The organism is Streptomyces sp. NPDC090088 (assembly GCF_044747345.1).
Classification (GTDB): Bacteria; Actinomycetota; Actinomycetes; order Streptomycetales; family Streptomycetaceae; genus Streptomyces.
The window spans coordinates 325,209-341,990 of the sequence record NZ_JBIVDZ010000001.1 but is presented as its reverse complement, the minus strand read 5'-3'; the positions used below and the strand labels follow the sequence as shown (position 1 = coordinate 341,990).

The 16,782-nt window shown below is 68.8% G+C and carries 27 protein-coding genes; all 27 read left to right on the top strand.

All coding sequences use genetic code 11. From position 1 onward, the window contains the following. Positions 1 to 141: 141 nt before the first annotated feature. The 27 genes from ACIPSJ_RS01590 to ACIPSJ_RS01460 all read left to right on the top strand — a co-directional run bounded on the left by ACIPSJ_RS01590 (position 142) and on the right by ACIPSJ_RS01460 (position 16,769). Positions 142 to 300: a hypothetical protein gene (locus ACIPSJ_RS01590; RefSeq protein WP_401342627.1), complete on the top strand. Its 159-nt coding sequence runs from the start codon at positions 142 to 144 to the stop codon at positions 298 to 300. Positions 301 to 425: 125 nt separating this feature from the next. After that, the gene (locus ACIPSJ_RS01585; RefSeq protein WP_401342625.1) at positions 426 to 1,088 is read left to right on the top strand and encodes a hypothetical protein; all 663 of its coding nucleotides are present in this window, start codon (positions 426 to 428) and stop codon (positions 1,086 to 1,088) included. Between the two features lie 238 nt (positions 1,089 to 1,326). Beyond that, the gene (locus ACIPSJ_RS01580) at positions 1,327 to 1,935 is read left to right on the top strand and encodes a hypothetical protein (protein ID WP_401342624.1); all 609 of its coding nucleotides are present in this window, start codon (positions 1,327 to 1,329) and stop codon (positions 1,933 to 1,935) included. Between the two features lie 6 nt (positions 1,936 to 1,941). Then, positions 1,942 to 2,973, top strand: coding sequence for an ImmA/IrrE family metallo-endopeptidase (locus ACIPSJ_RS01575; RefSeq protein WP_401342622.1), 1,032 nt, complete (start codon positions 1,942 to 1,944; stop codon positions 2,971 to 2,973). 120 nt (positions 2,974 to 3,093) lie between these two features. Continuing rightward, a complete protein-coding gene (locus tag ACIPSJ_RS01570; RefSeq protein ID WP_401342621.1) occupies positions 3,094 to 3,261 on the top strand; it encodes a hypothetical protein in 168 nt (55 codons plus the stop codon). Positions 3,262 to 3,580: 319 nt separating this feature from the next. Continuing rightward, positions 3,581 to 4,303 carry a DNA-methyltransferase gene (locus tag ACIPSJ_RS01565; protein WP_401342620.1) on the top strand — a complete coding sequence of 241 codons (723 nt, stop codon included), beginning with the start codon at positions 3,581 to 3,583 and terminating at the stop codon, positions 4,301 to 4,303. Positions 4,304 to 4,429: 126 nt separating this feature from the next. Next, a complete protein-coding gene (locus ACIPSJ_RS01560; protein ID WP_362752589.1) occupies positions 4,430 to 4,600 on the top strand; it encodes a hypothetical protein in 171 nt (56 codons plus the stop codon). Positions 4,601 to 4,998: 398 nt separating this feature from the next. Further along, positions 4,999 to 5,247, top strand: coding sequence for a MerR family transcriptional regulator (locus ACIPSJ_RS01555; RefSeq protein ID WP_401342619.1), 249 nt, complete (start codon positions 4,999 to 5,001; stop codon positions 5,245 to 5,247). A gap of 48 nt (positions 5,248 to 5,295) precedes the next feature. Continuing rightward, positions 5,296 to 5,625: a hypothetical protein gene (locus tag ACIPSJ_RS01550; RefSeq protein ID WP_401342618.1), complete on the top strand. Its 330-nt coding sequence runs from the start codon at positions 5,296 to 5,298 to the stop codon at positions 5,623 to 5,625. A 9-nt stretch (positions 5,626 to 5,634) separates the two neighbouring features. Continuing rightward, positions 5,635 to 5,811: a hypothetical protein gene (locus tag ACIPSJ_RS01545; RefSeq protein WP_401342617.1), complete on the top strand. Its 177-nt coding sequence runs from the start codon at positions 5,635 to 5,637 to the stop codon at positions 5,809 to 5,811. 37 nt (positions 5,812 to 5,848) lie between these two features. Beyond that, positions 5,849 to 6,343 (top strand): hypothetical protein, encoded by a 495-nt coding sequence (locus tag ACIPSJ_RS01540; RefSeq protein ID WP_401342615.1) that lies wholly within the window; start codon positions 5,849 to 5,851, stop codon positions 6,341 to 6,343. After that, entirely contained in the window at positions 6,340 to 6,528 is a 189-nt protein-coding gene (locus ACIPSJ_RS01535; RefSeq protein ID WP_401342614.1) for a hypothetical protein, read from the top strand. Before ACIPSJ_RS01540 ends, ACIPSJ_RS01535 begins: the two co-directional genes overlap by 4 nt. Further along, positions 6,525 to 6,836 carry a hypothetical protein gene (locus ACIPSJ_RS01530; protein WP_401342613.1) on the top strand — a complete coding sequence of 104 codons (312 nt, stop codon included), beginning with the start codon at positions 6,525 to 6,527 and terminating at the stop codon, positions 6,834 to 6,836. The genes ACIPSJ_RS01535 and ACIPSJ_RS01530 overlap by 4 nt, the downstream gene beginning before the upstream one ends. A 179-nt stretch (positions 6,837 to 7,015) precedes the next feature. Further along, a complete protein-coding gene (locus tag ACIPSJ_RS01525; protein WP_401342611.1) occupies positions 7,016 to 7,276 on the top strand; it encodes an HNH endonuclease in 261 nt (86 codons plus the stop codon). Between the two features lie 150 nt (positions 7,277 to 7,426). Then, positions 7,427 to 7,906 (top strand): phage terminase small subunit P27 family, encoded by a 480-nt coding sequence (locus tag ACIPSJ_RS01520; RefSeq protein ID WP_401342609.1) that lies wholly within the window; start codon positions 7,427 to 7,429, stop codon positions 7,904 to 7,906. Then, a complete protein-coding gene (locus ACIPSJ_RS01515; protein WP_401342607.1) occupies positions 7,878 to 9,668 on the top strand; it encodes a terminase large subunit in 1,791 nt (596 codons plus the stop codon). Before ACIPSJ_RS01520 ends, ACIPSJ_RS01515 begins: the two co-directional genes overlap by 29 nt. Positions 9,669 to 9,729: 61 nt before the next feature. Then, positions 9,730 to 9,912: a hypothetical protein gene (locus ACIPSJ_RS01510; protein ID WP_401342606.1), complete on the top strand. Its 183-nt coding sequence runs from the start codon at positions 9,730 to 9,732 to the stop codon at positions 9,910 to 9,912. Beyond that, positions 9,912 to 11,843, top strand: a complete 1,932-nt coding sequence (locus ACIPSJ_RS01505) for a phage portal protein (protein ID WP_401342604.1) — start codon at positions 9,912 to 9,914, stop codon at positions 11,841 to 11,843. Before ACIPSJ_RS01510 ends, ACIPSJ_RS01505 begins: the two co-directional genes overlap by 1 nt. Before the next feature lie 13 nt (positions 11,844 to 11,856). After that, a complete protein-coding gene (locus ACIPSJ_RS01500) occupies positions 11,857 to 12,774 on the top strand; it encodes an HK97 family phage prohead protease (protein ID WP_401344529.1) in 918 nt (305 codons plus the stop codon). 6 nt (positions 12,775 to 12,780) lie between these two features. After that, a complete protein-coding gene (locus tag ACIPSJ_RS01495; protein ID WP_401342602.1) occupies positions 12,781 to 14,106 on the top strand; it encodes a phage major capsid protein in 1,326 nt (441 codons plus the stop codon). Positions 14,107 to 14,121: 15 nt separating this feature from the next. Then, positions 14,122 to 14,334, top strand: coding sequence for a hypothetical protein (locus tag ACIPSJ_RS01490; protein WP_401342600.1), 213 nt, complete (start codon positions 14,122 to 14,124; stop codon positions 14,332 to 14,334). Positions 14,335 to 14,420: 86 nt separating this feature from the next. After that, positions 14,421 to 14,834: a hypothetical protein gene (locus ACIPSJ_RS01485; RefSeq protein ID WP_401342598.1), complete on the top strand. Its 414-nt coding sequence runs from the start codon at positions 14,421 to 14,423 to the stop codon at positions 14,832 to 14,834. Continuing rightward, positions 14,824 to 15,387 carry a mobile element protein gene (locus ACIPSJ_RS01480; protein WP_401342597.1) on the top strand — a complete coding sequence of 188 codons (564 nt, stop codon included), beginning with the start codon at positions 14,824 to 14,826 and terminating at the stop codon, positions 15,385 to 15,387. The genes ACIPSJ_RS01485 and ACIPSJ_RS01480 overlap by 11 nt, the downstream gene beginning before the upstream one ends. A 23-nt stretch (positions 15,388 to 15,410) precedes the next feature. Then, on the top strand, positions 15,411 to 15,731 hold the full coding sequence (locus ACIPSJ_RS01475; RefSeq protein WP_401342596.1) for a hypothetical protein: 321 nt from the start codon (positions 15,411 to 15,413) through the stop codon (positions 15,729 to 15,731). After that, a complete protein-coding gene (locus tag ACIPSJ_RS01470; RefSeq protein ID WP_401342594.1) occupies positions 15,731 to 16,099 on the top strand; it encodes a hypothetical protein in 369 nt (122 codons plus the stop codon). Before ACIPSJ_RS01475 ends, ACIPSJ_RS01470 begins: the two co-directional genes overlap by 1 nt. Beyond that, entirely contained in the window at positions 16,099 to 16,344 is a 246-nt protein-coding gene (locus ACIPSJ_RS01465) for a hypothetical protein (protein WP_401342592.1), read from the top strand. Before ACIPSJ_RS01470 ends, ACIPSJ_RS01465 begins: the two co-directional genes overlap by 1 nt. Then, complete coding sequence (locus tag ACIPSJ_RS01460) at positions 16,341 to 16,769, top strand: hypothetical protein (RefSeq protein ID WP_401342591.1); 429 nt, start codon at positions 16,341 to 16,343, stop codon at positions 16,767 to 16,769. Before ACIPSJ_RS01465 ends, ACIPSJ_RS01460 begins: the two co-directional genes overlap by 4 nt. Positions 16,770 to 16,782: the final 13 nt, after the last annotated feature.

Sequence of the window (16,782 nt, the reverse complement as noted above, 5' to 3'; positions counted from 1 at the left end):
TGCACGTCTACCGGCCCATCTACCACCGTCTACCGGCCCGTCTACGGGCCATCTACCGCAAGCTCCGGGGCGGCCGACAGCTGCCAGGCATCCCGGCCGCCCCGGCTCCTCCCACCACCGAGATGACAGGAGACCGCCAGCATGGCACCCACCAACGGGCCCGAGACCAAGGCTCTGCAGGACCTCGTCGACCAACTGCCCGAGCAGGTGTCCACCTGGACGCCCCAGCAGCGCGCCGACTACACCGACCAGTCCGACCGGGCGATGCGCGAGCAGAACGGGTCCGGCCCGGGGCGCTGACCTGACGCCAGATCGACCGGCGAGGTTCATCACGATTAGGTCAATCTCGCCGGTACGCGGCAACCACACCTGGCTCTTACAAGTCACACACCTCGCATTCACCAAAGAACACCCCAGGGGGGACCATGAACGACCAGCAGCCCCAGCCGCCGCAGCAGCAGCCCGGATGGGGCGGCCCCCAGCAGCCCTACGGGCAGCCGCCGTATGGTCAGCAGCCCTACGGCGCCCCGCCGTTCCAGCCGCAGCCGCCGAAGAAGAAGACGAGCGTCGGCAAGATCATCGGCATCGGCTGCGGCGGCATCGTCGGTCTCTTCGTCGTAATCGGCATCGCCGCCGCGGCTATCGGCGGGTCCAGCTCGGACGACTCCAGCGGCTCGACCGACCCCAAGGCCACCACCTCCACGAAGGAGACCAAGGCCGCCGCCGGCACCGGCAAGAGCGACGACAAGAAGGCCGACACCAAGAAGGCCGACACCAAGAAGTCGGGCAACACGGTCGTCTTCAAGGTTTGGGGCACCGCGGCGAAGGGCGTGCTCGGCGACCTCGACATCACCTACGGCTCCGACTCGGACACCCGGAAGGGCACGTTCAAGGACGGCAAGTTCGAAGCCACCCTCCCGCTGAAGGACGACGCCATGTACTTCAACGTCATGGCCCAGCTCCAGGGCTCCGGTGACATCAACTGCTCGGTGACTGTCGACGGGAAGACGAAGAAGGGCCACGCGTCCGGCGGCTACAACATCTGCAACGCACAGCTCAGCAGCAACTTCACCGGCGGCTGGGAGTAGCCAACAATTCTCCCCGGCAAGCCGCGCGCCTCCGCCCCCAACCTCCCGAGGGGGCGGAGGCGCGCACCGTTACGGTCGGAGAAGTTCTCGCGGCGCGGCACTCCGGTCATATGGCGCGCTCATTCGTATGCAGAACACACATTGACCTAAGAGTCTGGATGCACCCGCACGCTGAACTGGGGAAAGAATAGTTCCTCGAATAATTGACAGCAGTTTATTAAGTCGGCAGGATGCTCCTGTGACGCAACCCATCACGGCCCCAGAGGCCAAACTGGTCCTGTCCCCGCACCTCGACACGATCGCCACATGCATCGACCTGGGGTGGAAGCGTTGGCGGGCGCTGGTCGACGGCGACGCGGAGCTCGGGCTGATGCTCAGCAACCGATCTCGGGCAAGCATCGTCAGCGACTGCATCCGCCACGAGGCCCGCACGGCCTTCCACGGCAAGGATGATGTCCACGTCAGCGAAAGGCACGGGGTCACGCTCCTCACCTTCGACGGCAAGATCGTCATGCGGTTCAAGAAGTTCCGCGACGACAAGATGCGCACCAGCGGTCTCCCGACGCAGCAGAGCCAGGACTTCGCCGCGCAGGTCCTGCCGGGCATGGAGGAGCTGACCCATCTGGTGGCGGGCTATCTGCCTGACGACACCGGAATCGGCCTTCACCTGGCGGCCATCACCTGCAGCCTGGACGATGATCAGCTCTGGGTCCTGGACCTGGATCTCGGCTTCGGCGCGCTTCCGGCGATCCCGGTCCCGCTGGCTACTGGTCAAGACCAGCCGGATACGATCGTGCGCCCCAAGACCGACGGGGACCAGGCACAGACGGCTTCGGAGGAGAGGTAACTCATCATGAACCCGCGCCTACTACAGCTTGCGCGGGAGTCACGCGGACTTTCCCAGTCCAAGCTGGCCAGCCTGGCCGGCATGTCGCAAGCTGCGCTGTCGAAGGCGGAAAACCGCCTGAGCACGCTCTCTCCCGACAAGCTGGCCACCATCGCGAACGTCCTCGGCTATCCCGAGGGCCTCTTCGACTGGCCGGACGAACCAGTCGGTCTCGGACCTTCTGGCTTCTATCACCGGAAACAGTCAGGTCTCGGCAAGACCTCACTCCTGCGTATCGAAGCGGACATCAGTCTGCTTCTCATGCAGGTCCGGCGGCTCGAAGCCAGCGTGGAGATCGAACCCGCCTTCCGGTTGCCCATCCTCGACATCGAGGAGCACGAACCGGAGGAAGCGGCCTCCAAGGTCCGAGCCAGTTGGCTGATCCCAGACGGCCCCGTGCCTGATGTGATCCGCGCTGTCGAACGGGCGGGAATCGTTGTCGTACGCAAGGATCTGGAGACACCCAAGATCTCCGGCCTGAGCGTACGACCACCCAACGGCCTCCCCGTGATCATCCTGAACACCGGGATGTCTCCCGCCCGGGAACGCTTCACCGTGCTCCACGAACTCGGGCATCTGGTCATGCACCAGATCCCGTCCGACGACGGAGAACGCGAAGCCGACCGGTTCGCAGCCGAGTTCCTCATGCCCGCCCGTCTGATCAGCCCCTATCTCGCCGGGCTGAACATCCAGCGCGCCGTCCAGTTGAAGCAGTACTGGAAGGCGTCGATGGCTGCGATCATCCGGACTGCCCACCGGCTGGGAAAGATCGACGACCGCAAGTACAAGAGCTTGCAGGTGCAGATGTCTCAGCTCGGCTATCGCCGGGATGAGCCTGCTGAACCCGCACCCGAAACCCCCCGCATCCTGCCCACCATGATCGACCTGCACCGCGGCGAACACGGCTACTCAGACTCCGAACTCGCCACAGTCGTCGGCTTGCACGTTCCCGAGTTCCGCGCCGAGTTCGGCGCCACACGCGGACTGCGTGCTGTCTGACGCCACGACCCTGCCCCTCCTGGACACTCCGGCCGAACCCGGCCGCCCTGGCCGGGAACCACCGATACGTCCCACACGTCCCCAGCAGCACCACCACGCACGACCAGACCAAGGAGCACAATGGGAGACGACGCGCAGCAGGAGGCTAGGGAAGCGCTCTACAAGGCGATCCCCGCCGCCATCGAGGAGCTGAGGGACGCCGCCGGCGCTGAAGGACAGGCCCGGGGACTGAAGGATCTCGCCGAGGCGTACGCCTGGCTGACCATCCCGAACCAGCCTCACGGCTGACCGACGCAGGTCAACGCCCCGTCGCCCCGTCACGACGACGGCGGAGACGGGGCGTCGCCTTCGGCACAGCCGTACGGGCCGTCCTCTGCCCCGCCGCGCCCGCGCGACGTCGTCTCCCCTGGCGCCGCAGCTCCCGATAGCGCCGACCCGCGGAGATCACTGCGCAGACGGGTAGGCAGCGCACGATTTAGGGCGGACCCTATTCATGCGAACATTTGACCGATTCAAAATTGATCAACTGGTCCGGCCGGATCGCACAGCACACTTCCCAACGACTCGCTCGCCACCTGGCGTATGCGACCCGGCGAAAGGCCTGCTCGTGCCCGAATGGACCCTCCACACCGGCGACTCCCTCACCGTCCTCGCCACCCTCGCCAGCCCGGTGGACGCGGTGATCTGCGACCCGCCGTACAACAGCGGCGGCCGCACCAACGCGGCCCGCCGCTCCGACTCCGCCCGCGGCAAGTACGTCTCCGGCAATGCCCAGCACCTGCTACCCGACTTCGACGGCGACAGCCGGGACCAGCGCGGGTACACCAACTGGCTCAGCCTCGTCCTAGCCGAGACGTACCGGCTCGCCCGCTCGGGTGCCAGCGCCCTCGTCTTCACCGACTGGGCGCAACTCCCGGCCACCTCCGACGCCCTGCAGGCAGCCGGATGGATCTGGCGGGGCATCATCCCCTGGCACAAACCGATCAGCAGACCGGTCAAGGACGGGTTCCGCCGCGAGTGCGAGTACGTACTGTGGGGCACCCGCGGTGAGCCCTACCGGCACGCCCCCACCGTGTACCTGCCCGGCTTCGTCACCGGCAGCCAGCCACGCGGGACCGCCCGCCAGCACATCACCCAGAAGCCGCTCACCGTGATGCGCCAGCTCGTACAGATCGTGCCGCCCGGCGGCCTGATCCTCGACCCCTTCACCGGATCGGGCACTACCGGCGAGGCCGCGCTCCTCGAGGGCCGCGCGTTCCTCGGCATCGAGCAGTCCCCGCCGATCGCTGCCACCGCACGCACCCGGCTCGCCGCCGTGGACGTAGCCTAGGCGCACCCTCAGGAATCCGGCCGCGCGCAGCCTCACGCGACGCGGCGGGGTTCCTCGTTTCCTCACCAACCCCTTACGGAACGTGCGAACATTCCAGGCCGCACACCATCACAAGGGGGCCCATAAATGACGAAGATCAAAACCAGACGCAAGATGGGATGGATCACCATCGCGTTCCACTGGACGATGATGGTGTTCACGGTGGGCCTATGGACTCCGGTGTTCCTGGCCGCCCGCCGGCGCCGCCTCACCGTCACCCACGTCCCCAACGGCCACCAGTACACCTACCCGCAGTAGAGGCCCGAGGAGACCGCGTGCGCCCGTACCCCAGCACCGCCCGGGCGCTCCGCGCCGTACGCCGCCGCCACGGCGCCTACCTGCGCGCCATGTACCGCGCCCTCCCGCGCCGCCACGCCCTGAAGGCTGCGGAGGAGGCTGGCACCGATCTCCCGCGGCTCGTGGGCACTTCGGCTGACTACCTTCGTCCCATCCAGGACCACATCGCCGCCCGGACACGGCACTACGAACGGCACTGGGGCCCCGCGCTCGAGCAAGCTTTCCGCGCCTCGGAGATCACAACGCTGGACAGCGTAACGATCAGCACTGCATAATCCGGTGCCAGCAGCACCCTTGTGCCCACACGCCACACGAGCCCCCGCCCGAGCGGGGGTTTTCGCATGTCAGGGGGTGATCACATGCCCCACACCACCGAGGCCGGCCGCGAAGACGCCGACGGGAACCTGTGGTTCACGATCCGCGAGGCCGCCGACTTCACCGGCCGTGACCCCCAGACGATCTACAGCTGGGAACGCCGCGGCCACCTCAACCGCGCGGCCGCCGCCGTCGACGAACGCGGCCACCGCATCTACAGCCAGCAGCAGATCGCCGCCGCCGAACGCCGCGCCCGCCAGAACACGGCCGTCGTCCGCCGCATCGCTCGCTGACCCATCTCCGACGCGCATGGCGTCACCCAACACACCCAGGAGGGCGCCATGGCGCGCACCGCCGTATCCGTCACCCAGATCACCCGGGCCGGCGCCGCCGCCGGCACCGAGGCCTCCGGCGACCCGACGAACAACCACACGATCCCGAACAACGGGAAGATGGTCCTGCAGGTCCGCAACAGCGGCAGCACCGTCGCCCGCACGGTGACGTTCCGCTTCCCCGGCCTCGTCGACGGCCAGGCCGTCACCCCGCGCGCCGTCAGCATCCCGACCTCGGCCACCCGTTGGTTCGGCCCGTTCCCGACCGGCGACTACGGCAGCCAGCTCCTCGTCGACGTCGACAACGCCGAGCTCAAGCTCACCGCGTATGGCGTCTGACGACACCCGATGGCCGCACTCGCCAAGGTCACCGTCGTCTGCCCCGGCTGCCACGAGCCCATGGATCTCTCCCTGATCCTCGACCGGGACGCTCAGCCCGGCCCGGGCGAACTGGTCCTGGCCGTCGACCGCAAAGCCGTGGAGCAGCACCGGGCCCGGCACAACACACCTGCCGCAGACGCCTGACGGCACATCCCCCGACGACACCTGAGAGGCAACCCGCATGCCCCGCCTTCAGATCCTCGAGCTCCCCACGGAGCACCACGGCGACGACATGAGCACGCCGTACCTCCTCGTCGTTGACGAGGCCCCCCACGACCCTGCCGCCCGCGCGGCCTTCCTCCAGGACCTCAAGGACCACGACCTCGTCGCCCGTACGGGAGCCCGCGCCGTCCTATGCTTCGAGAGCACCATGGAACTCCCGGCGAACCAGGTCGTGGCCGGTGAGCAGGCCTACCCCGTCGCCTTCCAAGTCCTGCCCGACTTCACCGAGTTCCGCGCCCAGGTCGCCTCCGAACTCCAGACCACGCAGCAGCGTCTCGCCGAGGGGCAAGTCCGCGTCGCCGCACAGCACGTCACCCCGGCGAAGACGGATGCCGAGCACCGCAACAGCATCGCCGATCTGCTCGTTGCGCGGGCGCAAGAGGACCGTCACAACTTCACCTGCCTGGACACCATCGACGAGGTCGCGGCCTGGCTCCGTGAGGAACAGGGATGAACGCCGGCCACGCGGCGCCCCGCACCGCACGCGAGGCTGCCCAGCTCCTGGCCCAGCAGGGCAAGCACTCCCACCTGCACGCCGAGCACGAGACCGTGTGCATCAGCGGCCACTGCACAGTCATACCGACCGTGCTCGGCACCAGCCTGCGCCCCGAGCCGACAGCCATCCGCCGATACCTGTGAGCGGCGGCAGCTACAACTGGCTCTACGAGATCCAGGACCTCGAGGACCTCCAAGCCCGACAGCACGACCTCGAGGCCATGGCCAAACGTCTCGCAGGCCTCGGCTACGCCCATGACGCCGCCCGCGAGACCGAGGAACTCCTCGTCCTCTTCCGTCAGTGGCAGACCCGAGCAGCCGTCCGCGTATCCCGCCTCGCCGACCTGTGGCAGGCCATCGAGTACTGGGACTCAGCCGACCGCACCGAGGACGCCGTGCACACCGCCCTCGCCACCTACCGTGCCGACACCGACGACACCCCACCGTCGTAGCCCAACCCGGGTGGCCATGTGCCGCGCAGGCATGTTCACGGAGGGACGAGCCCATGCCGACAGCACCTCCAAGCCGCTGTACGGAGCCCGAGTGCAGCACGCTGACGACACGAGGCCGCTGCGAGGAACACCAGCGCGAGCCGTGGCGAGGCAGGCCATCACCCCAAGAGCGCTACGGCATGAGCAGCGGGACCATGCGCGCGCTGAAGGCCCGTGTCTCGGAGCGGGACAACGGCTGCTGCTACGTCTGCGGAGGCGAGGACGCCGACGAGCTCGAGCACAAGATCCCCGTGAGCCAGGGTGGTGCGCCCCGCGACCTGGACAACCTGGGACTGATCCACTCCGAGCCGTGTCACCGAGAGAAGACCGCGCGCGAGGCCCGCGAAGGGGCACGTCGCGCACGCAAGAGGCGATCACAGAGCAACGATCGACGCGCGTGATCGGGGGGTAGGGGAGTCAAAATCACGGGGCAAGATCGTCAGGGGACCGCCGCGGCCAGAGCGGAAGACACCGTCTCAGAATAAATTTCGGGCGCTGGGCCCCCGAGGCTGATCACGCTGGGTAAACATGCAGGTCAGGGGGGTGATCTTATGGGGCGGACCGCACAGCCGGCCGCGCTGAGGCTCATCGGCGGCCGTGGCAACGGCACAGACTCCGGCGGCCGCAAGGTCAACCCGGGGCCGGCCTTCCGCCGGATCGCACCGAACCCCCCGACCTGGATGAGCGCCGAGGCGAAGGCCGAGTGGCGGCGCGTAGCCCCCGGCCTGCAGCGTCTGGACCTGCTCAAGGAGGAGGACCGGGCGACGCTGACCGCGTACTGCGAGACCTGGTCCCAGTTCGTCACGGCCACCCGGACCGTCACCCGCGAGGGCATCACCTCCGAGGTGACGACCATCAGTGCCTCCGGGGCCGAGACGACGCGCACCGTCCCCAACCCGGCGGTGGCGATCGCACGGTCTGCCGGCCGCGAACTCCGCGCGTACGCCGCCCAGTTCGGCCTGACCCCGAGCAGCGAGCAGGCCCTGGCGAGAGGGGCCGATGATGGCGAGGACGACAACCCCTTCGCGTAGCTCCGCCAAGCCGGGCAAGGCCCGGGCGGCGCAGCGCACGGACACGGTCGAGCTGCCGGACGCGGAGACCCTCGAGCGGCTGAAGCTCTCGCCCGAGGTCGCCTGGTACCTGGCCTCTCGCGGTATCCCGCTGCCGGACTGCCCGCCGCTGTTCCAGACCCCGTCGCCGGGCGAGGCGCCGGGGGCGCTCTTCGACCCGGCGCGCGTCGACAAGGTCGTCAACGCGTTCTCCAAGCTGCGGCACACCAAGGGCCAGTGGGCCGGACAGCCGCTGATGCCGGATCCGTGGCAGGTCGCGTACGTGATCGCCCCGGTGTTCGGGTGGGTGCACTGGGACGACGACGCCGGCGACCACGTGCGGGTCGTGTCCGAGCTGTACGTCGACGTCCCCCGCAAGAACGGCAAGAGCACGCTGTGCGGCGGCATCGCGATCTACATGACGTGTGCCGACGGGGAGCCCGGCGCCGAGGTCCTCGCCGCGGCAACGACCAAGGACCAGGCGCGGTTTGTCTTCGATCCGGTGCGGCAGCTCGCCGACAAGGCGCCCGCGCTGAAGGGGCACGTCAAGCCGCTCAAGGACAAGATCGTCCACCCGAAGAGCGGTTCGTACTTCCAGGTCATCTCGAACGTGGCAGACGCCCAGCACGGTGCGAACCTGCACTGCTACGTCTGCGACGAGCTGCACATCCACAAGTCGCCGGACATGCTCGAGACGCTGGAGTCCGGTACCGGCTCCCGGCGCCAGCCGCTCGGCGTGGTCATCACCACGGCGGACACGGGCAAGAGGGAGACGCCGTACGACAACAAGCGCCGGCGGATCGAGCAGTTGGCCCGCCGGGTCCTGGTCGACCACAGCGTGTACGGCGTCATCTTCGCTGCGGAGAAGGACGCCGACCCGCACTCCGAGGCGACCTGGCGCGCGGCCAACCCCGGGTTCGGTGTCTCCCCGACCCGCGCATACCTGGCGAAGGCCTCGCGCAAGGCCGAGTCCTCGCCCGCCGACCTGGCCTCCTTCAAGCGGCTGCACCTGGGGATCCGTACACGCCAGGACGTCAAGTTCCTGCCGCTGGACGCGTGGAACCGCAACGCGGGCATGGTCGACGAGCAGGCCCTTGCCGGCCGTGACACCTGGGGCGGCCTGGACCTCGCCGCGACGTCCGACCTGTGCGCGCTGTGCTGGCTGTTCCCGAACGACGAGGACGGCACCCTGGACGCGCTGTGGCGCTTCTGGACGCCGGAGGACAACATCGAGGCCCTGGACAAGCGGACCGCGAAGGCCGCCTCGAAGTGGGTCAAGGAGGGCTGGCTCACCGCCACCCCGGGCAACGTCGCCGACTACGACTGGATCAAGGCTGCGATCCGCAGAGACCGGGACACCTTCCGGGTCCGTTCGATCGGCTACGACCCGTGGAACGCGAGCCAGTTGACGAACGACCTGACTTCCGAGCGGGCCAACCTGGTCAAGGTCCGGCAGGGCTACCAGACCATGTCGCCCGTGCTGAAGGAGACCCAGCGCCTCATCCTGCAGGGCACGCCGGAGCGGACCGTGCTGCGGCACGGCGGCAATCCCATCGCCCGCTGGTGCGTCGACAACCTCGCCATCGCCATGGACCCGGCGGGCAACGTCAAGCCCGACAAGGCCAACAGCGGCGACAAGATCGACGGCGTGTCCGCGCTGCTCACTGCACTGGCTGAGGTCATCGCCAGGCCCCCGCGCCGGAAGTCCCGGTACGCGGACGAGGACGAAATCATGGTCGTGTAGCGGCCGGAGGGGAGGCCGCGAGATGTTCGCGTGGCGCCGTACAGCTGTACGGAAGAGGGTTGTGGTCAACCTCGCCGACAAGGCGTTCAGCGGGATCCTGTGGGCCAAGCGAGGCCCGCTCCTGGTCCTGCGGGACGCCGAACTCCTCGAGGCCGGCCGCGTACCGCAGCCGGTGGACGGCGAGGTCGTCATCGAGCGGTCGAAGGTGGAGTTCACCCAGGTCCTCGCCGGAGGCGGTAGCTGATGGCGTTCATCGTCTCCTCCGGCGAGCTCGCCACCACCGGGGCCGGAGTGCTGCCGGCGTACGCCCCGATGACACTGCGGGCGGCGCCCTGGGAGTACGAGATGATCTGGCGCACCCAGCCGCAGGTGCGCACGGTCATCGGGTTCATCGCGCGGAACATCGCCCAGCTCGGCGTGCACGTCTTCCGCCGGATCAGCGATACCGACCGCGAGCGGCTGACCGACCACCCGCTCGCGCAGGTCCTCGCCGAGCCGCTGCCGAGGATGACGCAGTACCGGTTCATCGAGCGGATAGTCAGCGACCGGGCGCTGTACGACAACTACTACGGGATCAAGCTCAAGCTGAATGGGCGGCTGCGGATCCTGTCGGTGCCGCCCACGCTGATCCGCCCGTACGGCGGGAACTGGATCGCCCCGGAGTATTTCGAGACCGCGGGCGGGCGGCAGTTCGGGGTGGACGAGGTCGTCCACATCCACGGGTACTCGCCGAACGATCTGACCTACGGCGAGTCGCCGATCGAGGCGATCCGGGATCTGATCCTGGAGTCCTCCGAGGCATCCAAAGCGCGGGCGCAGATGTGGAAAGGCGGGTCCCGGATAACCGGTGTCCTCGTCCGACCGCCTGACGCCCCCGAGTGGGGGCCGGAGGAGAAGGCCCGCTTTCGCGAGATGTGGCGGTCGTTCTCGCAGGGCGGGGGTGCCGAGGGCGGTACGCCGCTCCTCGAAGACGGCATGGACTACAAGGCCGTCGGCTTCAACCCCGAGCAGGCCCAGTACATCGAGGCCCGGAAGCTAACCCGTGAAGAGGTCGCGGCGATGTGGTACATCCCGCCGCCGCTGATCGGAATCCTCGACCACGCCACCTACAGCAACATCAAGGAGCAGCACGCCCACCTGTACCAGGACACCTTGGGGCCCTGGACGGTGGAGTTGCAGCAGGAGTTCGGAGCACAGGTCCTGCCCGACCTGCCGGACAACGAGAACGTCTACTGCGAGTTCAACGTCGAGTCGAAGATGCGCGGGGACTTCGAGTCGCAGGCCGCCGCGGCCTCTACCGCGACAGGCGGACCGTGGATGACCCGCAACGAGATCCGGGCCCGCAACAACCTGCCGCGCGTCGAGGGCGGCGACGAGCTGATCGTGCCCATGAACGTCACCGAGGGCGGCCTCGCCAGCCCGAGAGACACCGCACCGGACGCTGGCACACCCCCAAAAGCACAAGCCCGGCAGGTGTCGGCCAAGGCCGGGCAGTCCTCGCAGACCGCATCGGACGATGAGCTGCGCGAGGAGTTCGTCACCGCGCTGAAGGTCTTGACGGCGGACGAGTTCGCCCGGCTGACGAAGTCGGAGCCGGATGACGCGGAGGCAGTACGGGCCTGGTGGGCGTCGGACCGCGGTGTCCGCCAGGCGAGGTTCCTGAAGGTCATCTCGGACTACATGGTCCGCTTCGGCCTGGCGGGTGCTCGCCGTGTCCTGGAGGAGTTCAACCCGGACGAAGACGGCTGGTCGGCCGATGTGCTGGAGCCGTGGCTGCTGGTCGCCGCGATGCATCATGCCGAACTGCACGACGCAGCCGGTGAGGCAGCTGCGGTCGCAGCAGCTCAGGACGTACCCGAGGACGGCGACCTGGCCGCCGCCCTCCTGGTGGCCGGCGGTGTATGGGCGGCAGCCGCGTTGACACGCAGCCAGACCGCGGCCACGGAGGCCTTGTCGTTCGGCGGCCACGATGCGGCCGAGGCCTCCGGGCTCGGCTTCAAGACCTGGCACACCACCAGCACCGACCCGCGCTCCCAGCACCTCGCCATCAACGGCGCGAAAGTCTCGCTGGATGCCGCGTTCGCCAACGGGCTGCGCTGGCCCGGCGACAGCACAGGCGACGCCGACGAGACAGCGAACTGCCGCTGCACCCTCGACTACGCGAAGGAGGACTAACGCCGTGCGCACGATGGAAGTGACCGCGAAGGTCAAGGCGGCCGGCACCGCGGACGGCCTGGAGGACGGCCAGTTCCTGGCCCTCGTCTCCGTGTTCAACAACGAGGACAGCTCCGGCGACGTCGTACGGCCGGGCGCGTTCACCCAGACTCTGGCGGACTGGACGGCCAAAGGCGACAGCATCCCGGTCATCTGGTCCCACCAATGGAGCGATCCGTTCGCCCATATCGGCCGGGTCATCAAGGCGACCGAGACCCTCGAGGGTCTGGAGGTGCTCGGGCAGATCGACGACCTCGCGGGCGGCGACGAAAACCCGACCGCCAAGCAGGTGTACCGCCTGCTCAAGGGCCGTCGGGTCACCCAGTTCTCCTTCGCCTACGACGTGCCCAACGGCGGCGGGGCGTGGGTGAAGGACGACAACTACCGCTGGGGCGGCTATTACGAGCTGCGCCAGGTCGACCTGCACGAGGTCGGCCCGTGCCTGCTCGGCGTGAACAGCGAGACCGAGCTGCTCGCCGCGAAGTCCGCGCACATCGCCGCCGGCATCAAGGCCGGCCGCGTGCTGTCCCAGACCAACTACGACCGTCTCACCGCGGCGTACGAGTCGATCGGTGAGGTACTGACCGCCGCCGCCCCTGAGCCCGATCCGGAGAAGGCCCGGTCGGCGGCGGCCCCGAAGAAGAACGACACCCCGGAGGAGACCGGCCAGGCCGGCTCTGCGGCGGCCAGCGGCACCACGCCGCCCGCCCAGCCCCCAGAGCCCGCGCCCGCCAAGGTCGCCCCCGAGGACACCACGAAAAGCAGCACCGAGGACGAGACCACCCCGAGCTCCCGCGAAGCATCCCAGGATGCCGCCAAGGCCGGTTCCGTCTCCGCCCGTCTGCGCACCAGCCTCCGGCTCCTGGAGCTCGAGGCCTCGCTCACGGAATGAGGAGACATGCCCCAGACCATCAAGGAACTCTCCGAGGAGATGAAGGACCACCTCCTCAAGGCCCAGGCGATCGCCAAGGCCGCCGAGGAGGAGAACCGCGACTTCACCACCGAGGAAGCCGCGCAGCTGCGCGAGCACATGTCGAAGGCGACCGCCGCGAAGGCCGCCATCGAGGAGCGCAAGGGCAACGACGAGCTGAAGGCCACCCTGGCCCAGCTCGGCGACGACATCGCCCTGAACGCCAAGACGGACAAGGACGGTAAGCGGCAGACCGCGTCCGGGTTCCAGCTGCCGGACAAGGCGAAGTCGCTGGGTGAGCAGTTCACCGATTCGGCCGAGTACAAGGCACTGCTGTCCCAGGCGCCGAACGGACAGTTCGCGAAGAACCAGCGCGTGCAGTCGGAGATGGTCGGCTTCAAGAGCCTGGTCACCGGCGGCTCGGACACCTCCGGCGGGGCCCTGGTCACGAACGACTACCGCGGCCTGGCCGTCGGCCTGGACGTGTTCCAGCGCCCGCTGCGTCTACGTGACGTCGTCACCCCGGGCACCACCACCTCCGACACGGTCGAGTACGTGCGCGTCACCTCGGTGACGAACAGCGCCGCACCCGTCGCCGAGGCGACGTCCTCGGCGGCGCCGACCGCGCCGAACGGCGGCGGCGCGCTGGTGAACAACGCCGGCGGCGGCTACAAGCCCGAGTCCGGCATCGCCCTCGCGAAGATCACCACCGCGGTCAAGACGATCGCGCACTGGATGCCCGCCACCAAGCGCGCACTCTCCGACGCCGCCCAGGTCCGCACGCTCATCGACGCCTTCCTCATGTACGGCCTGGAGGAGGAGCTCGAGGACCAGATGATCCAGGGCGACAACACGGGCGAGAACTTCGAGGGCCTCTCCAACGTGTCGGGCACCCAGTCCCAGGCCTGGGACACCGACCTGCTCACCACGGCCCGCAAGGCGAAGACCAAGGTCCGCACCGTCGGCCGGTCCATCGCCAACGCCTACCTGCTCCACCCGGTGGACGTGGAGTCGTACGACCTCCTGCAGGACAACGAAGCCAGGTACTACTTCGGCGGCCCCGCCGGCGCCGGCACCGCACAGACCCTGTGGGGCCTGCCGGTCGTCGAGACAGAGGCGGTGCCGCAGGGCACCGGCTACGTCGGTGACTTCCGCAAGGCCGTGCTCTGGGACCGCGAGCAGGCCACCGTCCAGGTCACCGACAGCCACCTGGACTTCTTCGTCCGCAACCTGGTGGCGATCCTCGCCGAGATGCGCGCGGCGTTCGGCGTTCTGCAGCCGTCCGCGTTCGTCGAGATCGACCTGACCCCCTGATCGGAGGCTGACCTCATGCCGTACCTGATCCCCGCCGAAGGAAAGGCCCGCGAGGGCAAGCAGGCCGCGGCGCAGGCCGACATGGCGGCCGTCACCACGACGGCCGCCGCCGGCGCCAACCCGACCAAGGCCGAGTTCGACAAGGTCGTCACCGACCTCACCGCGGCCCGGACGACGATCAACGGCCTGCTCGCCAAGCTCAGGTCGGCCGGCCTGATCGCGCCGTGACTCTGTTCATCCACCGCAATGCCGGAGGGCGCTGCCCGTGCGGAGCCGAGAACGCGACGTGCGGGCCGCCCTCCAGCGTGGTGCCGGTGGACCAACTCATCGAGGAGGTACCCGCGGTGAGCGGACCCCTGAAGAAGTACCGCGTGAAGCGCGGCGGCGTGGAAACCGTCATGAAGCTCTCGGACGCGGATGCCGCCCGGCTCGGTGTGACGGCCGAGGACGCGGTCGACGGCGCCTCCACCATCCAGCCGGTCGAGCCCGTCACCGACGATGCGCCGGACGACGAGACCGGTGGCAGCGACGGCACCGCTGACGAGGGCAGCGAAGACGGTGCCCAGGGCACGGCGCCGGTGATCAGCGAGGAAGCGGGCGCACAGCAGGTGCAGCCCGCGGCGGCGAAGGCCCCGGCCAAGAAGGCGCCGGCCAAGCGGCAGCAGCCGGCCGCCGCGAGCAAGGCGCGCACTGCGGCGGCGAACAAGGCCGCTGACGGTGGCAGCTGACGAGTTCCTCGCCGACCCGGCCGAGCTCGCCGTCAAACTCGGCCGGAGCGAGGACGATCCGAAGCTCCTGTACGCGCTGCGCGCGGCCTCGAGGCGGTTCCGTGGGCAGGTCGGTCACCAGGTCACCCTCGTCACAGACGACGAGGAGACGCTGGACGGGAACGGCCGGGAGTCCGTGCTGCTGCCCGTGTGGCCGGTGACCGCCGTCTCCGCGGTCGTGCTGAGCGGCACCACGCTGCTGGAGGGGACCGACTACGAATGGTCGGAGGCGGGGATCCTGCGGCGCCTGGGATGCTTGCACTGGCCCGACCGGCTGCGCTGCCTGCGCGTCGTCTACAGCCACGGATGGGACGGCCTGGACGAGGTCCCCGGGGACATCCAAGAGGTCGTCCTGGAACGGGCCGAGGCCGGCGTCAACATCCCGGTCGGCGTCCAGTCCCAGACCGTCGGCGGACAGTCCGTGACGTTCGGCGCGCAGGCCGCGACCGGGTCCACGGAGGCCTGGGTGAAGGCGGTAGAGAAGTACAAGGTCCGTACTTCGGGGGACGCATGATGTTCATGCAGTCCGTCGTGCGCGTGCGTGCGCCTCTCGTAGAGGACCGCTACAAGAACAAGAAGCGGGACTGGGACAACCCCGAACGTACGGCGGTGGACGGGGTCAACGTCCAACCGGCAGCCGTACCGGTGCGGTCCCAGGAGGACACCCAGGACCGGCAGATCACGGTCACCGTCTGGAACCTCCAGACGCCCCAGGGCGTCGACCTGGATCTTCTGGAGACGGACCGGATCGAATTCAACGGCATGACGTTGGAGGTCGACGGCAAGGTCGGCCGTTGGCCGGACCCTTTCACCGGCGGCGTGCACCACATCGAGGCACGTCTGAAGGAAGTCTCCTAGTGGCCCGGGCGCGCTTCGAGTTCAACCGCAGCGTCTTCCGGCAGATCGCCTCTGGCCCGGAGATGGCCGCCTACCTGCTCGACCTGGCCCACGAGGGTCTGGCGATCGCCCGGGGGCTCGCGCCCACGTACACAGGCCCAACGTGGGGTGACGCGGGACGCGCCGGCGACTACAAGAAGTCGCTGGACGCGAAGCTGACCCGGAACTCCTTCGGCTACCGCAGCGAGATCGGTGCCAACGTGGCATGGGCGCTGCAGGTGGAGTTCGGCTCGGGCCGCCCCTACACCACTCAAGAGCGGCCGCAGGAAGGGCACTCACCGAAGTGGCGTGTCCTCGGCCGCACCCTGGACGCCATGAGGAGCAACTGATGCCCCGTGTGAAACTCGCCCACTGGCACAGTGGGAACCCGCCGGGCGCCGAGATCGACGTCACCGACCAGCAGCTGGCCGATCTCCGGCGCGACGGCCGTGTCGCCGAGGTCCTCGCCACTGCGACCGAGCCGAGCTCGGCCGAGCAACAGGACCAGGCCACCCAGCCCGAACCGCCTTCCGAGGCGGAACCGGCCTCCGAGGCCCCGGAGGCCGCGCCGGCGCCGAGGCCTCGCAAGCGGTGAGCACGGTGCCCGTCGTCGTCTTCCCGGACGCCGAGCTCGTCGCCGTCACCGTGCTGCGGGCCGCGCTGGAGGCGGGCGTCACCGTCGGCACGGAATGGCCGCAGGACCTGGCCGCCGCGGTGAAGACGGGCGTGGTGTCGGTGACCCGCGGCGGCGGCGCCACTGTCCAGCGGTTCGTCACCGAGGACATCACCCTCGACATCGACGTCCTGGCTGCCGACAAGGGCCAGGCGCACGACCTCGCCCAGCTTGTCCGCGCGTACCTGCAGGCGGCGCAAGGCGCCACCGTGAACGGCGCCCAGATCTACTCCGTCGCGGACATCTCGCTGGTGTGGCTGCCGTATCAGCCCGATGCGGAGACCACCCCGATTCCCCGGTACGTGCTGGTGATGCAGATGCGTCTGCGCGGCCGGCGCGCCGTGTAACCCGCAGCAGTCC